Here is a 17,144-nt window from a genome sequence, read left to right as displayed (position 1 = left end):
CATCACGGTGACATCATAAGGCGAGAGTCATCAAAGAAAGGCCAATGTTTATGCAAACATTGGCCTCTTTGTTGTTACGTAAATTGTTACGTAAATTGTTACGTAGATTGTGACTCTGTTGTGGATTACATCGCGTTAGACGACAGGGCGTCTACGGTATCTTCGTGTTTATCTAATCGACCACTGAAGCGGGTTAAACCTAACGCAATCAGCACAATAACCGCACCAGCCCAAGGCGTATTCATCAACCCAGCTTTGGCGACAATCATACCGCCTCCCCAAGATCCCAGTGCGATACCGACGTTAAAGGCGGCAATGTTCAAGCCGGAAGCGACATCGACAGCATCTGGTGTATATTTTTCTGCCAGTTTCACCACATAGACCTGCAGCCCCGGAACGTTGCCGAATGCAAAGGCGCCCCATACCAGAATGGTGGCTACCGCTGCGACAGGGTGAACGGCTGTCACGTTAAACACCAGCAACACCGCTGCGAGACCGGAAAAGATAATGGTGAGTGCTTTAATCGGCCCCATTTTATCGGCCATTTTACCGCCCCAGATATTACCGACGGTCACTGACGCACCATACACCAACATGATCAGGCTGATGGCATTAGCATTGAAGCCGGCCACTTGTTCTAAGATGGGGGCTAAAAAGGTAAACGCGGTAAAGGTGCCGCCGTAACCCAGTGCAGTAATGGCATAAACCAGCAATAAACGGGGTTGTGTTAATACTTTTAGCTGGGCAGAGAGTTTTGCTGCAGGTGGCTGTTTGAGGTTACTGGGCACCAAAAATGCGCTGCCAATTAAGGCTATTAAACCCAGAATCGCAACGGTTAAGAAGGTGGCTTCCCAACCAAAAGATTGACCGATGTAGGTTCCTAGCGGCACGCCAGTCACCAGTGCAACGGTTAAGCCGGTAAACATGATCGCAATCGCGCTGGCGGCTTTTTCTTTGGACACCAAGCCTGTGGCAATGGTGGAGCCAATGGAGAAAAACACACCGTGTGCAAGGCCCGTTAAAATGCGGGCCACAATCAAGGTGTTGTACCCCGGCGCTTGCCACGCTAATACGTTGCCGATGACAAATAATGACATCACGGCAAGCAAGACATGTTTGCGGTTCCATTGACCGGTCAGCGCCGTTAAAACGGGGGCGCCAATGGCAACGCCAAGCGCATAAAGGCTCACTAACAAGCCTGCGGAAGGTAAAGATACGTGTAAATCGGCCGCCATTGTGGGGATTAATCCCACGATGACAAACTCTGTGGTTCCGATAGCAAAGGCGCTGAGCGTCAATGCAAGAAGGGCGACAGGCATACGATGACTCACTGTTGTCAGGTTATTAGGTTTGCATCACGGTCGCGTTGAGTGCGCCATACCGTCTGCGTTTCGTTGGGAGGCATTATGCGCAGTTCGTTTATTGTGAAAAACGGGCTATTTAACAAATGATATTTGTTATAAATGCAATAATTGACAGTGGCGGTATCATTAGCCCATTTGAATGACGTTGTGTGAGGAATATGACATGTTGACACGGTCGGATGATTTAGAAATGTTACTGGCGGTGGTGGATAGCGGTGGGTTTTCTGCGGCGGCAGAGTTGTTAGATGTGCAAGTAGCTCGTGTCTCTCGTGCGGTAAGCAAAGTCGAAAAGCAGCTAGGTGTCTCGATATTAAATCGCACCACGCGCCGAATAGAATTGACGGATGAAGGGCGTCAGTTTATTGAATCGGTGCGAGAAGGCTTGCAGCACATTCAACGGGCTGAAGAAGACATCATCGCTCGGGGAGAATTACCGAAGGGACGGCTACGGGTGGATGCGGCGAGTCCATTTGTGTTTCATCAGCTCATTCCGTTAGTGAAAGCGTTTAAGCAGGCATACCCTGACATTGAATTGGAACTGACGTCGAATGAAGGGTTTGTGGATTTGCTGGAAAAGAAGACCGATTTGGCGATCCGCATTGGTCAATTGAGTGATTCTACGTTGCATGCAAGGCCTCTCGGGAGCAGCCTGTTGTATATCGTCGCCTCGCCGAATTACCTGACAAAACGGGGTGTCCCGGAAAAAGTGACAGACTTAACGCAGCATGAAACTATCGGTTTTTCAGGCCCTAAAGTGCTTAATCACTGGCCATTGAAAGGGTTTCAAGCGCTACAACCTGTGCTGACATCCAGTAACGGAGAGACAGTCAGGCAGTTAGCGTTAGCGGGGAATGGCATTGCGTGTCTCTCCGGTTTCATGGTGAAAAAAGATATCGAAGAAGGGCGGCTAATCCCGTTGTTTGAGCATGACAAACTGACGAACACGGGCCGAGAGCAAGTCAATGCGGTGTATTACAAATCCTCCAATGTGGCGAAACGCATTTCCGCGTTTATTGATTTTATTCAACCGCAATTAACGTTGTAGCCAGTAAATGCCAGTGCTTTTATGCCGTTTGAAAAGAAAGCGTCTCAAGAACAGGTAGAGCTGTAATGGGTACAGCCACGCTCACTTCCTATGATTTTTCTTATCAAGAGGAAGACTGAAAATCGCTAATGAGCGTCGGTTTTTCGGAAAAGAAGATCTTGCTGAACAGTGATTTGTATTGCCATCCGCGATGTAACAGGCGATGGGCTAGGTGCTTATTTTCAATGATCGCCACTTCGAGGCCTTGGTAGTGGTGCGGATGGTTTTTGACATAATCAAGGAACTGAGTGAAAACCCCTTGTCCTCTTACCGAGGGATCAAAGTGGACAGACACAATGGAAAAACGCTGACTGCCAACCGGGCAACGCACAAAGCAGCTCCCTAGCGGGTGGTGGATGGTTTCTGAAAACTCAGGAAAGGGGCGCGTGTCGAGATTTTCTGATATCTGATCATATTGCGCACACAAGTAATGAAAAAGGTGTTTCGCTTCGTCATTCATCACGGCCTCGTTGGGGGGCTATCTGGGTTAATGGCGTTTGTTCTTTTTCCATTGTAACCACAGAACCGCCCAAAAATGGCGGTAGACTTTTAAGTGAAAATTTCCTCTTTTGTAGCCATGTTATCGGGTAGACAGAAGGCCCCTAACGTAATGGTTAGGGGCATGATATTAATGGTTGTGCTGCGTTACTTCAGTGGCGTGATGCCATCACGAGAAACATAGTAATTCGTGATGATTCGGCCATAAGGGTCAAAGGCATTGTGGAAAACGCGCACCACATCTTTACCTAAATGCTCGGATACCTGCGTTTGGCCTTTCTTAATAGTAATACGCTGACTCGCTGAATCATCAGCAAAGTACACATACAGATCCCCTTCCTCGACCAAATGAGAGTCACGCTGCCACTGATAGAAAAAGTCTTCTTGTGCACCATTAATTACCGACATCTTTGCCATGTATGGGGCGACGAGCGGTTTCGCTTCTGGTGGTTGCGTCAGGTAAAGGGTTTTATCGAGTTGATGATCAGTGTACACAAAGCTCACGGTATACGCTTGGTTGGGTTTGATAACATCCGTTTTAGGATCAATACGATATCCATCCAGCATGCCGCTCACTTGGTTTTGGCTATCGACAAGGTGACAGGTGTTATCCTTTGCATCACGAAACACCTTATCGAATTTGATTGCTTGCTGAGTGGGTGACGTGACGGAAACATGTTGAAGTCCGGTAAAGATATCACTCACCGGTGTCAGCCCATCAATAAAGCCATCCTCTCCCCATTGCCAATCGCCTTTTTCTGGCACTTTTGCACAATCTTTGGCAGCAAGAAAACCGGTGGTTTCGAAAATCCATTGAAACTCTTCTGCTTGGTACCAGTTGTAGTCGGCCTCGGCGGCATTGAGCTTATACAGCGCGTAGAACGACGTCGGGAATGGCTGATCGTCCCCTAAGAATTTAAGCTCACCATCGACATATTCAAACCATGCCTGATCACGCGAAACGCTTGATGTTTTACTGGCTTCAAACGCGGTGGTGTAGCCGACCAAGTAACGGTTTTTTTCAGGCTGACTGTCTAGAAGCACGACGTCTCGGTAGCGTTGTAACGTTGGATCATTTTCTGCTGGCAAAATAGTAAAGTAGGTTTCATGCAATGCTTGTGTAGGTGAACCAAACCAATGTGCATCGGGTGCAATAAGTGCATTGAATGCATCATGATCGTCGCGGAGCAAAATCATTGTTTCAAGTAATGCACTTGCTTTGTGGATCAAGGATAGTTCTTGTTTAAGCTGCTCTTGATCGCTGCCATGAGGTAGTAGCGATTTGTTTTGCCAATTTTCACCATATGGCAACTCTACACGATACAGGCTGTTAGGCAGATAGCGGATAATTGCTTTGTCATGTTTGTATTCAACATGCAGTGTCGAAAGTACGCTATCTAAATCCGTAGCATTAGCTGAATACTTGGCTGAAAACACATCGATATTTTCAGGTAAATTAGCCGCAATGAGTAGCGGTTCAATAACCGATTTCAGTTCTTGCTGGGCATTATCAAGCGCATGTTGAGTGAACTTCGCCTGATAGGCATCGAAGTTGTCAAAGACCTCATTCGCATCAACACCCGCAACACGACCAATGATTAGACGAGTAAGTGGCGATAAGTTAATGCGCGAGTCCGTATTATCTAAGAGCAGCGAGAATTCTTCAGTGGCTTTTATGCCGTGCACACCATTAATTTTTAGCAGAACAGGGTAGTGCAATGTGTCCGCATGGGTAACGGTGAATTCACCACTATTAGTTTCAAGTAATGCAGTCGCTGAGTGAGTGTTGTTCTTGCTATTGTCGGCGGTCGCTTGATGTAGCGAGATCTGTCCTTTGATAGCGCCACCTAATGAGGCGAGCCCTTGAATTGTGTCTTGAGGTACAGGTTTTACGTCTGGTTGAGTGGATGAACTGGAGTCACTGCCACACCCTATTAACGAGAAACTAGCAATAAGGATCGTGGAAATTAAAGATTTTTTCATTGTTATGTCTACTGCGCTCCCCGCGAGAGGGGGAGTCGAAAACGAGTGTTTGAATAGGCTTATTTGAAATCACGAGACTTGAAAAGATTGTGAAAATAGCTTTTTCATAAGAAGGTGAAATCTATTGAAATTAATTACATATGAAGCTGGTGGATTGTACATTAGGATTGTTTCCTGATGCAGGGTCGAAGTATTTCAAAGTGTTTCACTGTTAGCATTTGCTTAACAGACAGTCGAGAGTCGTGATGAGTTACTGGTCTCGGGGTTTAAAGTCGGTCATGGCATGATTGGTACCATGACGACCACTTTGTTGCTCACCAATGCGAGTGGGTTCTTAACGCTTATTATGCTCTTTGTGATTCGAGGAAATAGTCGGATCCAAGTGCTCACAGAACCGCCCAAAAATGGCGGTAGACTTTTAAGTGAAAATTTCCTCTTTTTTTCGGGCTAACATTGTTGGATTCGCCGCTTCTTTAAATCGAGAGATGCCTCCTAAAATCGATAGGCAGCCCCCATACTGACCTTCCAACTGAGATCATGTTGAACCAGCGGACTGTCATTGTCATGGTGTTCAAATTCCAGTTTGGCGATGCCTAAAAGCGAATCAGTAAAGTCATAGAGGTTAATGATGCCTGCTTGATAAACCCATGTATCGCCGGAAGAAAAAGCAGGTAAACCCGATGCCTCTGATTCGCTGGGAGAAATCGAGTAGAGGTAATCAGAGAGCTTGGCATCACGGTAATTGATCTGTACATAGGGAGAGAGGTACCAGCGATCGAAGGGTGTGTCATAAACCTGACCGAGATGAAGTTGAATCTCATACCCATTGTGCTGGTCAGTGACGTCATGTAAGTAGGTGAGGCGCGCGCCCAACGTGCCGATCGTGACGCCGAGTTCCCCATTACTGTCTCGATTATTGATGCCAGCAGGAATGTCATCAAAATCATCAGAGACTTCTGCAATACGCACATTCCCAGAAATACCCACCCAGGGCAGAAGCGTCAGATTGGCTAAACTGCCGTCGATAAATCCATATTCGCTGTGATGGAACAGGTAAGGTTCCAGACCAAGATGAGCCCCGTTATCGGAAAAAACAGATTGACCGGTGGAGAGGCCAGCACCCACAAAGGTGGTGTGTTTGAAGGTATCTTCAGCATGAACACCAAGGGTAGCAAAGCCCATCCCCAATCCGATCAAAACGTGTGAAGGCTGATTTTTCATTTTTATTCTCCTTTGTTACCCAAAGAAGAACGGGACGCGCCCGGATTTATTGCAAGGGATCGGTGACGGGCAGTGATATGACCAGTAGTAAGCTGAACGGCAATCAGGCTTTTTCCATGGTTTTACGGGAAATAGCCAATACCCATTTACGTGGGAGCAAAGGCACTACCCAGTTCAGTAAAAATTGTAATGGACGTTCATTAAAGGCCACCAATGTGCCTTTTTCCATCGCCTGATAGCCACAGGCCGCGACGGATTCCGCAGACTTTGCCAGCTTCCAGATATCCACCCCCTCTAAATTTCCCGCTTCCACAAAACCTGTTGCCACGGTACCCGGACATAACACAGTGACGGTAATGCCTTGGTCTTTCACCTCTTCGGCAATGGCTTGGCTGAAAGAGGTCACATACGCTTTGGTTGCGTAGTACACCGCTTGCAGCGGCCCCGGCAGAAAAGAGGCAGTGGATGAAACATTCAGGATGCGTCCGTGTTGGCGTTCCACCATCTCTTTGAGGTAAAGGTGGGTCAGGTTTGTTAATGTCACCATGTTCACTTGCATCATGGCTTGTTCATCACGCAGTGCGCGTTCGTAGAATTTCCCGTGCCCACCAAAGCCTGCATTGTTGATCAGCGTGTCGATATGAATGCCTAAATCCAATGTCGTCTTGTAGACGGTGTGGGCGGCATCAGGTTGAGATAAATCGGCGGTGATGACGGTTGCCTTAATCGGATATCGGCCTTCTAACTCTGCTTTCAAAGTATTGAGCTTGTCTTCAGAGCGGGCGACCAAAACGACATCGCCCCCTTTGCTGGCATGAATTTTTGCTAATTCCATACCAATACCGCTTGATGCACCCGTGATTAATGCGGTGCTGTTGAGAGTCGCTGCCATGATAACGGTCCTTGATTTTTTTGTTTTTCCGCGTCGGAATGCTGCGTTGTTTTGCTGACAGGGACAGTATATGCCTACTGATAGCGACATGAGAGACTCAATGATGACGGGTGATATGCAAATTGCGCCAAGGTGCACAGATTGGCTTTTTGAAGGGAATGCGAAGCACCACAAACTAATTGAAAGTCCATTCCTTTTTTCTCGGTGGTGACTTTAATACGCTTGTGATCAAACCAAGCAACATTCAGAAAGCACGAAGCAAATACCAAGGATAAGGCATGACACGAGGTCGCAAAAAATCCCGCCAAATGCAATCGAACCGTATAAAACAGCCATTTCCAGCCAAACACGAGCTGGAAACCGACAACCTCGAAGTACAAGGCAATGTGAAACAACGTCTGTTGATGAAAATGCCGATTAGTGGGTGGTTGGGGCGACTGACGCATGTCGTAAACCGTGTTATTTGGCGTGTATTCCCATGGGCATACGCCATTTTGAGTGTGTGCTTGTTCTTATTGGGTGGTGCGGCAGAGTGGTGGGGCTTGGCAATTCTGTTTTCTCCACTTCTTTTCGTGTTGCTTTGGTTTGGCGTCGGCGGTTTTCTGGTGATGTTGTTTGGCGCGATACGGGAAGATCGGGTTCTTTGTACCTTGATGTTTATACTCATCCCGCTTCCAATAGCCTTGATGTTTGCGATGTTACATACCGTCTATTCAGATGCGTACATGTTGGCAATGAAGGTGTTTTATGGCCTGTATTTCGTGAGTGTGTGCTATGTGGTGGTGGCTTCACCACCCACTATTGATGCGTGGTTGTCTTGCAATTTGCCGCGATGCAGTAAGTGGGTCGCTGGCTTGTTTATTTTTGCCTTGGTTGAGGCGACATTTCCTTACCCTAAAACAGAGATTAGGGAGGTCACGTTTAGCCCGTGTCAGTCCGAAAAATACAATTTCAGGGGAGAGGTGAAATACAGGCAGGTATGTGAGGCAACCTTTATGCATGACGGTAAACGCATGACAAGGGTGTTTTCGGATACGGATCCGGTGATCACGATCAGGCAGGGATTGTTGGATCACTTTACGAATGGGAAAGCGCCGTAAATTCGGCGCTTTCTTTTTTATGCGTTGATCTCGCTATCCGCGCTTATTGCCGCTGGCAAACCGAGGCGCGACGCACCAGTGTCGGCATAAACAGTTTTTGCTCGCCGCGCTCGACAGGCACATTGTTCGCCAGCATCAACGAGAGCTTCACTGCTTCACTGGCCATGACTTGGATCGGGTAGCGAATGGTGGTGAGGCGCGGGTAGATATAGCGCGCAATGTGGCTATCATCAAAACCGATCACCGACATTTCTTCCGGTATGCGAATGCCGTTTTCTTGCAGTAATGCCAAGCAACCGGCGGCCATGTCATCGTTGTAGGTGGCGACCGCGGTGATTGGGGTGTTCTTGGCAATCAGGTTCACCATGGCTTGTTCGCCGCCGCACTCATCCGGCTCCCCGTATTCAATGTAGTGATCTTTGGGTTCAATGCCGTTATCGCGCAGTGCATCAAGGTAACCGGCAAGGCGGTCGTGCGCATCTTCAATATCATGGCTTGAGCAGATATAGCCGATGTCGCGGTGGCCGTTTCGGATCAGATAATCAGTCGCCAGATACGCGCCGCGATGGTTGTCGAGGGCAATACAGCGATCAGCAATGGTTGGCACGGTGCGGTTGATGATCACCATGCCGGGGATTTCTTGCGCCAGCGTGGTGAGCTCGTCATCACTCAAACCTTTACTGTGTACCACCAGGGATTCACAACGGCTGTTGATCAGCAGGTTAATGGCATTACGTTCTTTGTTGGCATCGTGGTAACCGCTGCCAATCAGCAGTTGTTTTTCCTGCTCACTGGCGATGGTATCGATGGCTTTGACCATAGTGCCGAAGAAAGGGGCGGACACATCATTGACCAGCACACCAATGGTGTTGGAGGACTTGCTCACCAGCGCGCGGGCATTGGCATTCGGACGATAGCCCAGCTTTTTCATCGCGGCTTGTACGGCGGCAATGGCTGTCTGGCTGGTGTTCGGGGCATTGTTGATCACCCGGGAAGTCGTGGCGATGGAAACCCCTGCTTCTTTCGCAACGTCTTTAATGGTAGCCATAGAGCCCTCGTGGTTGATGTGTTTTTGGTAACAGCCTGCATCTAACAATAGTTAGCGTGATAACTCAAACGGAAAACGGGCGTTAAGTGTACGGTTTCAAGGTTTTAAGTGATTTTTGATGGTTTTTAATTCATTTGATAAAGGCGTGAAGCGCAAGCGATGAAAAAATCCCCAAGTCTTCGCGAAGGAAGCTTGGGGATGTTTATCGGTCAGTTAACGGTGTGCATTAGTGCATTAGTGCATTAGTGCATTAGTGCATTAGCGGGCTGCGGGTGCAAGGTGACGCGGTATTGATAGGCTTTATCCGTCAATTGGTATTCAGCATGCACGCTAGGGCTCCAAGAGTCATCGCCGCCTACACCCATGTGCTGGTGGTCAAGGCGCAGATACACCACGTCTTCCGCTGTCAGTTCATTGGTATGCTTGGCATCAGCCAGTTGCTGCTGGCTGTAGCGACTCACGTTAAACATGAACTGGCCTAAGGCTTCAAGGTTGCCCAGTTGCAGCCATTTCGTCCCACAACGTAGCCCACTGTCAGTCGGGAAAATGTATGGCGTATGCATGGCGCTCAGCGGTTGGGTGTAACGGCCAACGCGCGCTGCAGCCAGACGGTCAGGATAGTTCTCAAACGGGCCTAGACCTTGCCAGGTGATCAGGCAGTCTTCATGTTCCGGCTGCTGTGTATCTGATGGTGTATGCGCATTCGCTGCTAGCGGCAGCACCATTTCCATCCCGATGCGTGGCATTGGCGGCAGGTGATCCGCCAGTTTCACATCCACATCGATATCCATCTTACCGTCATTATGCAGGGTGTAGCTCCATGTGGTGATGGCTTGGATCTCGCCACCAAAATGGTAAGCAAACATGGCGGTGACCAATACAGCCTGACGTTGGGTTTGGCTGTCACACTGTACGCATTGACGTTCCCAGCGGCCTATACCGGCCATGTCCCAACGGCACACCCAAGCATTCGGGTCGACGTTATCCACTTCGCTCACTCCGATGTCATTATCCAGCGGCGCACGGAAGAAGTTATCTTCAGGGGCGCGGACACATTGTGCGTTGCCGTCCACCGTCCATTGCGTCAGCTGGCCTGTGGTGGTGTTCCACTGCCACTGGTGACGCGCATCGTCACTGGTGACGGTCAGGGTGTCGTTCTCAACCAGCAATTGCGGTGCCGCTTGCGTGTTCAGTGTCGGTAACACCAAGCCAGAGTGGTTACGCAGCGCAAACTGTTCGCTGGCACAGCAGTGTTCGGCGTCTGCCCATGCAGTTGCCGAGATCAGGCGAATGTCAGTGTTCAGGTGGTACTGCGCATCGACCTTCGGTGTGAAGTCCAAAGTGAGTGTCAGGGTTTGCGCACTCTCAGCGGCAATATCCAGCGGGTACTGACCGGTTTGGATCACCACGCCATTTTCCAATAGCGACCAATGCAGCATTTCGTTATCGGTCGCGCGGAATAGGTACTCGTTATGCACGGTTAACTGGCAGGTAGCCTGTGATGGCGATACCTGAATGTGCTCAGCGAGTGCAACCGTGATCATACGTTGGCAGAACTTGGCTTCTTCCAGTGTCGGGTGCGGGGTGCGATCCGGGAAGACCAAGCCGTTAATACAGAACTGACGGTCATTGATTTCATCGCCGAAGTCGCCACCGTAGGCCCAGAAATGCGTGCCGTTGGCATCCTTCTGGCTCAAGCCTTGGTCAACCCAGTCCCAAATAAAGCCGCCTTGCAGGCGTGGGAACTCACGGAACGCGTTCCAGTACTGATCAAAGCTGCCCAGACTGTTACCCATGGCGTGGGCGTATTCACACAAAATCAGCGGACGGTGCTCGTTAGGAAGTGAAATCCATTTTTTGATCGGCCATTTTGGTACGGCTTCATCGTCAATGGTGCTGTTCACGCGCGCGTACATCGGCGCAATGATGTCGGTGGCCGTGCTGTTGGCACCGCCGCCTTCGTACTGAACCGGACGGGATGGGTCGAATTGTTTTGACCATGCATACATCGCATTGTGGTTGCTGCCGTGGCCGGATTCATTACCCAGTGACCAAATGATGATCGACGGGTGGTTCTTATCACGCAGCACCATTTGGGTATAGCGGCTCATGTAAGCGTGCGCCCACTGCGGATCCGCCGACAGACGATTCATTGGCTGCATGCCGTGGGTTTCAATATTGGCCTCATCACACACATACAAGCCGTATTGATCACACAATTCATACCAACGTGGGTGGTTCGGGTAGTGGGCAGTACGCACCGCATTGAAGTTGTACTGCTTCATCAGGCAGATATCGCGGATCATATCGGCATCTGTCATCACATGCCCTAATTCTGGGTGATGCTCGTGACGGTTCACGCCACGGATCAACAGCGGCTTGCCATTCAGTGTCAACTGACCGTCTTTGATTTCCACTTTACGGAAACCGACTGGGTAGGCTTCGCTTTCAATGTGGTTACCGTCAGCATCCAGCAGCGATACGACCAAGCGATACAGGTTCGGGGTTTCGGCGCTCCACTGTTTCGGCTCACGAATGTGTAGCGTCTGGAACACCACATCGTCATACGTGCCACGCTCGTCAATGCGGCGGTTGTGTGGACGGTCGATACGCGGCTCGCTGACCGCATTTTCTCCGTCAAACAACTGCACTTGTACATGGTACGAATCTGGCGCGTTCAAGTGCGTCACAATCGACAGGGAGCCGTCACGGTAACAGGCGTCTAAATCTGGCGTGATGAACACATCTTCAATGCAGTGTTGCGGTTTGCTCAACAGGGTGACGTCGCGGAAAATACCGCTCATCCACCACATGTCCTGATCTTCCAAGTAACTGCCGTCACACCAGCGGATCACCATCACGGTCAAGCTGTTGGTGCCGACGTTCAGGTGTGGCGTCAGATCAAACTCTGCCGGTAAGCGGCTGTCTTGGCTGTAACCGATCCACTGGCCGTTACACCACAAGTGAAACGCTGAGTTCACGCCATCAAAAATGATGCGTTGGGTTTGCGTCAGATCGGCGTCGGTTAACGTGATTTCTGTGCGGTAACAGCCGGTTGGGTTGTCTGCCGGCACGAATGGCGGATTCACGTCAAACGGGTACTTCACGTTGGCGTAAATCGGCTTGTCATAACCTTGTAACTGCCAGTTAGCCGGTACCGTCATGCGATCCCACGTGCTGTCATCAAAGTGCGGGTCGATGAAGGTACCGTCGACCTGCTCTGGCGCATCAAACAATTTGAACGCCCATTGCCCGTTAAGAGAGCGGCGTTGGGCATGACGGCCATCGCGGGCGTGTTCAGGTTGGCGGTAACTCGCCAGTGGGCTGTGTGCTTTTAAACAGTGAATGTTCACTGATTGTGGGTTTTCCCAGTCGCGTCGCTGAATAATGCTTAGAAATGCCGTCATGGTTTCCTACTTCTGTTCTCTTTGTTGTGAGGGGCAGTGTGGGTGCACTCTTTTTGTTGGGTCTGGCGTTGATGGTGATTGTCACGTTCGCCCGCCGACCTTTTTCTGGAGTGTAAAATAAAACTGGAAACGTTTTCATGACGAAGTTGGCATTTTTACGGTTAACTCGCGTTTTGGGCGGTTTTAGGTGGGTTTTAGGTGTTAGGGGCGCATGCTCTGTGAGGGTGACCCCGTAAAATTGGGCGACGGATGCGCGGTTTTATGATGAATAGGTATGAATGCTGTGAGTGAAGCCGATTTTATGGGAGATTTTCAGGGCAATTGTGTATGTGCCCGTTGAGATGATGAGTAGAAAGCATCAAAAATTACGCATCGAGTGAAAACGTTTTCATTAATACGGTGTAGTTCACAGTAATTCTGTTGGATTCTTCTATGATACGCCCCATAACATGACCCCATGGCGTGGCGACTTCCCCTTCTATTAAGGCAGTGAAGCGCATGCAAGAGACAGCGTAAGGTAAAGTAAGATGACGGAAAAAGCCCTGATTGAGTTAGTCGGAACCCAAACCCAATTGATGATTGAAACGGGTGATTTTGCAGAAATTTTTTATTGGGGTCTGCCTGTTAGTGGTGATATGGCCCGCAGTCGTCTTGCTTTGCACCGTCCGGTACCGTATGGCCGTTTAGACAACGATGTGGCGATGACGTTAAGCCCAGAGTTAGGGCGTGGTGTGTTCAGCAGCCCGGGCTTAGAAGGGCATCGTGACGGACAAGATTGGGCGCCGGTGTTTGTGATCACGGCGATCACGTCACACGAAGAAGGCACCGTGATTGTCAGTGAAGATGCGCAAGCGGGCCTGCGTTTAACCACTGAGCTGTTTTTGGATGCGTTTGATGTGGTGAAAACTCGCCATACGCTGACTAACCTCAAAGCCGGTGCTTATCAGGTCAACCGCTTGGCGAACACCTTGCCGCTGCCTGCTCGTGCGAACGAGTTAATGACTTACTACGGGCGTTGGGTCAAAGAATTTCAAACCGAGCGTCAAGCGCTGCCACAAGGGGGTTACCAGCAGGAAAACCGCCGTGGCCGTACCTCTCATGAGCATTATCCGGCGTTAGTCGTCGGTACCGCACATTTCAATGAAATGCAGGGTGATGTGTGGGGTTTCCACTTTGCATGGAGCGGCAACCACCGTTTGCGCGTAGACGTTAAAGCGGACGGTCGCCGTTTGATGCAGGCAGAAGTGATTTACCTGCCGGGCGAAGTGAGTCTTCAGCAGGGTGAAAGCCTGACGACGCCGTGGTTGTACGCCAGTTACAGCCATCAGGGCCTCAATGGCATGAGCCACCAATTCCACTCACACGTGCGCCGTTCTATTTTGCCGCGAGAGTTTGCGCAGAAGCCGCGTCCTATCCATCTGAATACGTGGGAAGGGATCTATTTTGACCATGATCCTGACTACATCATGGCGATGGCGACCCAAGCTGCCGACATGGGGGTTGAGCGTTTCATCATTGATGATGGTTGGTTCAATGGCCGTAACGGCGATAAAGCAGGGCTGGGCGATTGGTTCTTGGATCGTGAAAAATACCCACAAGGTTTAGCGCCTGTGGTGGCACACGTGAATGCGCTGGGAATGGAGTTTGGCTTGTGGTTTGAGCCGGAGATGATCAATAAAGATTCTGATTTGTACCGAACCCATCCCGATTGGTTATTGGCCGTTGACGGTTATGAGCAGCCGACGGGGCGTAATCAGTATGTAATTGATTTACAAAATGATGCAGCGTTCAACTACCTGTTTGAGCGTCTGGATCATTTCCTGAGCCAGTACAACATTGCCTATATCAAGTGGGACATGAACCGCGAGGTGGTGCAGCCGGGACACCTCGGCCAAGCGGCCGCGCATCAGCAAACCCAACGCTATTATCAATTGGTCGATAAAGTGCGTGCCAAGCACCCGCAGGTCGAGATTGAATCGTGCGCGGCAGGCGGCGGTCGCATCGATTTTGAGGTGCTCAAACGTACCCATCGTTTCTGGGCGTCAGACAACAATGATGCACTGGAACGCCAGGCCATTCAGCGCGGCATGAGCTACTTCTTCCCGCCGGAAGTGATGGGCAGCCACATTGGTGCCAGCCATTGTCACAGCACCCGTCGCCAGCACAGCATTGCCTTCCGTGGTTTGACGGCATTGTGCGGCCACATGGGCATTGAGCTGGATCCGGTTAAAGAATCGGCCGAAGAAAAACAAGGGTTTGAGCATTACATCAAGCTGCACAAAATGCTGCGCCCGTTGCTGCACGGTGGCCGTACCTGGCGTGTGCCGACCGATGATCTTGCCCATCAAATTCATGCTGTGGTGGCGAACGATCAAAGCGAAGCGGTGGTGCTGGTGGCGCAATTGGCGATGCCGACCCATGCCTTGAGTGGGCATCTGCGCATTCCGGGGCTGGATCCGCAAGCGACCTACCGCATTACGGTGTTGGATAAGCCAAGTAATTACGATGATATCGTTAATTACCAGCCGCCGTGGACAGAATCGGGCTGTGAGCTGACCGGTGAATGGTGTGAATCTGTGGGCTTAACCATGCCGATTTTGGATGCGGAAACCGCCATGTTGATCAAGTGCGAAAAGGTTAATTGATAGACCCCTCATTATTTTCCCGCTTATCGTGATAAGCGGGCCCATTATTTCTCTTTCATCCTCAGTTTGTATTTTACGACCGCACCGGTGTTAAGCCGGTGCGTTTTTTTTATGCGTTTTTTATGTGGTGCTTATGTCTGGTTGCGGTGCCTTATTCGATAAGCAGCGGTGAGGGAATGTGCTATGAAATCGTTTTCAATGCATTTCGTGCTTAAAATAGCATCAAAATAAGAAAATACGCTTATTTCATGTAGTAACTGCATAAAAAAGATGCCCAAGATCTCACTTTACCGATCTGATTGTAAACGTTTCCATAAGGAGGTGGTGGATCACAGAATCTACGGGGAAGAGTGGGTACATTTGTCGTCGGACTGAAGGTGCAGTGACGGCAATGCGCGATCGTTAGGTGAACGCAGCAACACTGGACATAACCATTAAAAACACAAGGTCAGTGTTGCAAACCCGTGCGAGGGAAAAGCAGGAACGGACCGGAAGGATAGAATATGTCTGATCAAATTACGCTACAAACCAAGTTATCGTACGGGTTAGGTGCGCTGGGCAAAGACTTTGCCTGTGCGCCTATCTACATTTTCTTAATGTTCTATTTCACGGATGTGGCGGGTTTGTCAGCCGCGTTCGTTGGTACCATTTTCCTTGCCGCTCGTATTATTGATGCCATTACTGACCCGATGATGGGTGTGGTGGTGGACAACACCCGTTCAAAATTCGGTAAATTCCGCCCTTGGATTGTGATTGGTACGCTACTCAATGCCATCGTGCTGGTGGGCTTGTTCAGTACGCACATGTTTGAAGGCACGGCGCTGTACATTTACGCGGCGGCGGCGTACATCCTGTGGGGTTTAACCTACACCATTATGGATATCCCTTATTGGTCAATGATCCCTGCGCTATCGAGCTCACGTCAGGAGCGTGAAAAGTTGGTGGTATGGCCGCGTTTGTTTGCGAGCTTGGCATGGTTCATTACCGGTACCTACGGCCTGCACATTGTCGGCAAACTGGGTAACGGTGATCAAGGTGACGGCTTCTTCAATGTCGCGATGCTGATTGCGGTACTGTTTGTGATGAGTGCGTTCCTTATCGCCCGTAACGTGAAAGAAAAAGCCGCGCCTGCCAATGCCAAACCGGCAGAAAAATTCAGCTTTAAAGATGTATTGGTGATTATCGGTCAGAACGACCAGCTAAAAGCACTGATCGGTACTGTGCTGTCATTCCAGATTGCGAACCTGTTGGTCGGTGGCTTTGCGATTTACTACTTCTCTTACGCGTTGGGTAACGCCGATTTGTTCCCAGTGTATATGATGGTGGCGGGTATTGCGGAAGTGGCGGGTGTGTTCCTGTTCCCTCGTATCGCGGCGTTGCTGCCTCGTAAGTACCTGTGGTTGATGGCGAGTGGTTTCCCGGTGCTGTCTTGTGTGATCCTGCTGGTGATGGGTGTGATTGCACCGGGTAATGCACTATTGATTGGCGCAGCGGGTGCGGCCATTAAATTTGGTGTGGGCATTGCGAACGCACTGCAAACGGTCATGCTGGCAGATGTGGTGGACTACGGGGAATACAAAACCGGTCGTCGCAGCGAGAGTGTGATTTTCTCAGTACAAACCATGCTGGTGAAATTTGCGGGCGCAGCCGGTGGCTTCATCGTGGGTGTGGGCCTGTCTGTAGTGGGTTATGTGCCAAACGTAGAGCAATCTGACAGTACGATTATGGGTCTACAGTTCATGATGGTTGGCCTGCCAGCGATTTTGATGACAGTGAGTGGCTTGGTATACCGTCGTTACTATCACTTGCATGATGGCTTTGATAAAGCAGCCGCTGAGCGTAGCGAAAACACGCAAGGCACACCGGTTGACGCGTAATCTTTTAGAATATTGAAATAGGTAA

At 49.9% G+C, this 17,144-nt stretch carries 11 protein-coding genes and 1 pseudogene; 5 read left to right on the top strand and 7 right to left on the bottom strand.

The genetic code is table 11. The features are described 5' to 3' along the window. Window positions 1-125 precede the first annotated feature (125 nt). A complete protein-coding gene (locus ACSF8W_RS02975) occupies window positions 126-1,319 on the bottom strand; it encodes an MFS transporter (RefSeq protein ID WP_500844883.1) in 1,194 nt (397 codons plus the stop codon). A 208-nt stretch (window positions 1,320-1,527) separates the two neighbouring features. Here ACSF8W_RS02975 and ACSF8W_RS02970 point away from each other — a divergent pair, with 208 nt between their 5' ends. Further along, on the top strand, window positions 1,528-2,409 hold the full coding sequence (locus ACSF8W_RS02970) for a LysR substrate-binding domain-containing protein (protein ID WP_047874033.1): 882 nt from the start codon (window positions 1,528-1,530) through the stop codon (window positions 2,407-2,409). 103 nt (window positions 2,410-2,512) lie between these two features. On the opposite strand, the gene ACSF8W_RS02965 is transcribed toward ACSF8W_RS02970, so the two are convergent. After that, window positions 2,513-2,908, bottom strand: coding sequence for a hypothetical protein (locus tag ACSF8W_RS02965; RefSeq protein ID WP_500844881.1), 396 nt, complete (start codon window positions 2,906-2,908; stop codon window positions 2,513-2,515). A 185-nt stretch (window positions 2,909-3,093) separates the two neighbouring features. Beyond that, on the bottom strand, window positions 3,094-4,929 hold the full coding sequence (locus ACSF8W_RS02960; RefSeq protein ID WP_500844879.1) for a hypothetical protein: 1,836 nt from the start codon (window positions 4,927-4,929) through the stop codon (window positions 3,094-3,096). Between the two features lie 250 nt (window positions 4,930-5,179). Here ACSF8W_RS02960 and ACSF8W_RS02955 point away from each other — a divergent pair. Next, window positions 5,180-5,380, top strand: a pseudogene (locus tag ACSF8W_RS02955) (YibE/F family protein); the annotation flags it as partial. A 41-nt stretch (window positions 5,381-5,421) separates the two neighbouring features. On the opposite strand, the gene ACSF8W_RS02950 reads toward ACSF8W_RS02955, so the two are convergent. Next, the gene (locus ACSF8W_RS02950) at window positions 5,422-6,150 is read right to left on the bottom strand and encodes a MipA/OmpV family protein (RefSeq protein ID WP_500844877.1); all 729 of its coding nucleotides are present in this window, start codon (window positions 6,148-6,150) and stop codon (window positions 5,422-5,424) included. A 103-nt stretch (window positions 6,151-6,253) separates the two neighbouring features. Continuing rightward, entirely contained in the window at window positions 6,254-7,042 is a 789-nt protein-coding gene (locus tag ACSF8W_RS02945) for an SDR family NAD(P)-dependent oxidoreductase (protein WP_500844876.1), read from the bottom strand. A 278-nt stretch (window positions 7,043-7,320) separates the two neighbouring features. On the opposite strand from ACSF8W_RS02945, the gene ACSF8W_RS02940 reads away from it, so the two are divergent. Next, entirely contained in the window at window positions 7,321-8,142 is an 822-nt protein-coding gene (locus ACSF8W_RS02940) for a hypothetical protein (RefSeq protein ID WP_500844875.1), read from the top strand. 43 nt (window positions 8,143-8,185) lie between these two features. Here ACSF8W_RS02940 and ACSF8W_RS02935 read toward each other — a convergent pair whose 3' ends face one another. Both ACSF8W_RS02935 and ACSF8W_RS02930 read right to left on the bottom strand, forming a co-directional pair. Then, the gene (locus tag ACSF8W_RS02935) at window positions 8,186-9,190 is read right to left on the bottom strand and encodes a substrate-binding domain-containing protein (protein ID WP_500844874.1); all 1,005 of its coding nucleotides are present in this window, start codon (window positions 9,188-9,190) and stop codon (window positions 8,186-8,188) included. Between the two features lie 242 nt (window positions 9,191-9,432). Then, complete coding sequence (locus ACSF8W_RS02930) at window positions 9,433-12,597, bottom strand: beta-galactosidase (RefSeq protein ID WP_500844873.1); 3,165 nt, start codon at window positions 12,595-12,597, stop codon at window positions 9,433-9,435. Window positions 12,598-13,124: 527 nt separating this feature from the next. On the opposite strand from ACSF8W_RS02930, the gene ACSF8W_RS02925 reads away from it, so the two are divergent. Beyond that, window positions 13,125-15,242, top strand: a complete 2,118-nt coding sequence (locus ACSF8W_RS02925; RefSeq protein ID WP_500844871.1) for an alpha-galactosidase — start codon at window positions 13,125-13,127, stop codon at window positions 15,240-15,242. 503 nt (window positions 15,243-15,745) lie between these two features. Continuing rightward, window positions 15,746-17,119, top strand: a complete 1,374-nt coding sequence (gene melB, locus ACSF8W_RS02920) for a melibiose:sodium transporter MelB (RefSeq protein ID WP_500844869.1) — start codon at window positions 15,746-15,748, stop codon at window positions 17,117-17,119. The last annotated feature ends 25 nt before the right edge of the window (window positions 17,120-17,144 follow it).

It is taken from the genome of Photobacterium sp. 270122K, assembly GCF_059941365.1.
The sequence above is the reverse complement of the archived record's forward strand: the minus strand, read 5'-3'. Positions and strand labels throughout refer to the sequence as shown.

Coding starts and splice junctions, on each gene's coding strand:
- ACSF8W_RS02975 (WP_500844883.1), bottom strand. CDS start 1,319: ATGCCTGTCGCCCTTCTTGCATTGACGCTCAGCGCCTTTGCTATCGGA.
- ACSF8W_RS02970 (WP_047874033.1), top strand. CDS start 1,528: ATGTTGACACGGTCGGATGATTTAGAAATGTTACTGGCGGTGGTGGAT.
- ACSF8W_RS02965 (WP_500844881.1), bottom strand. CDS start 2,908: ATGAATGACGAAGCGAAACACCTTTTTCATTACTTGTGTGCGCAATAT.
- ACSF8W_RS02960 (WP_500844879.1), bottom strand. CDS start 4,929: ATGAAAAAATCTTTAATTTCCACGATCCTTATTGCTAGTTTCTCGTTA.
- ACSF8W_RS02950 (WP_500844877.1), bottom strand. CDS start 6,150: ATGAAAAATCAGCCTTCACACGTTTTGATCGGATTGGGGATGGGCTTT.
- ACSF8W_RS02945 (WP_500844876.1), bottom strand. CDS start 7,042: ATGGCAGCGACTCTCAACAGCACCGCATTAATCACGGGTGCATCAAGC.
- ACSF8W_RS02940 (WP_500844875.1), top strand. CDS start 7,321: ATGACACGAGGTCGCAAAAAATCCCGCCAAATGCAATCGAACCGTATA.
- ACSF8W_RS02935 (WP_500844874.1), bottom strand. CDS start 9,190: ATGGCTACCATTAAAGACGTTGCGAAAGAAGCAGGGGTTTCCATCGCC.
- ACSF8W_RS02930 (WP_500844873.1), bottom strand. CDS start 12,597: ATGACGGCATTTCTAAGCATTATTCAGCGACGCGACTGGGAAAACCCA.
- ACSF8W_RS02925 (WP_500844871.1), top strand. CDS start 13,125: ATGACGGAAAAAGCCCTGATTGAGTTAGTCGGAACCCAAACCCAATTG.
- melB (WP_500844869.1), top strand. CDS start 15,746: ATGTCTGATCAAATTACGCTACAAACCAAGTTATCGTACGGGTTAGGT.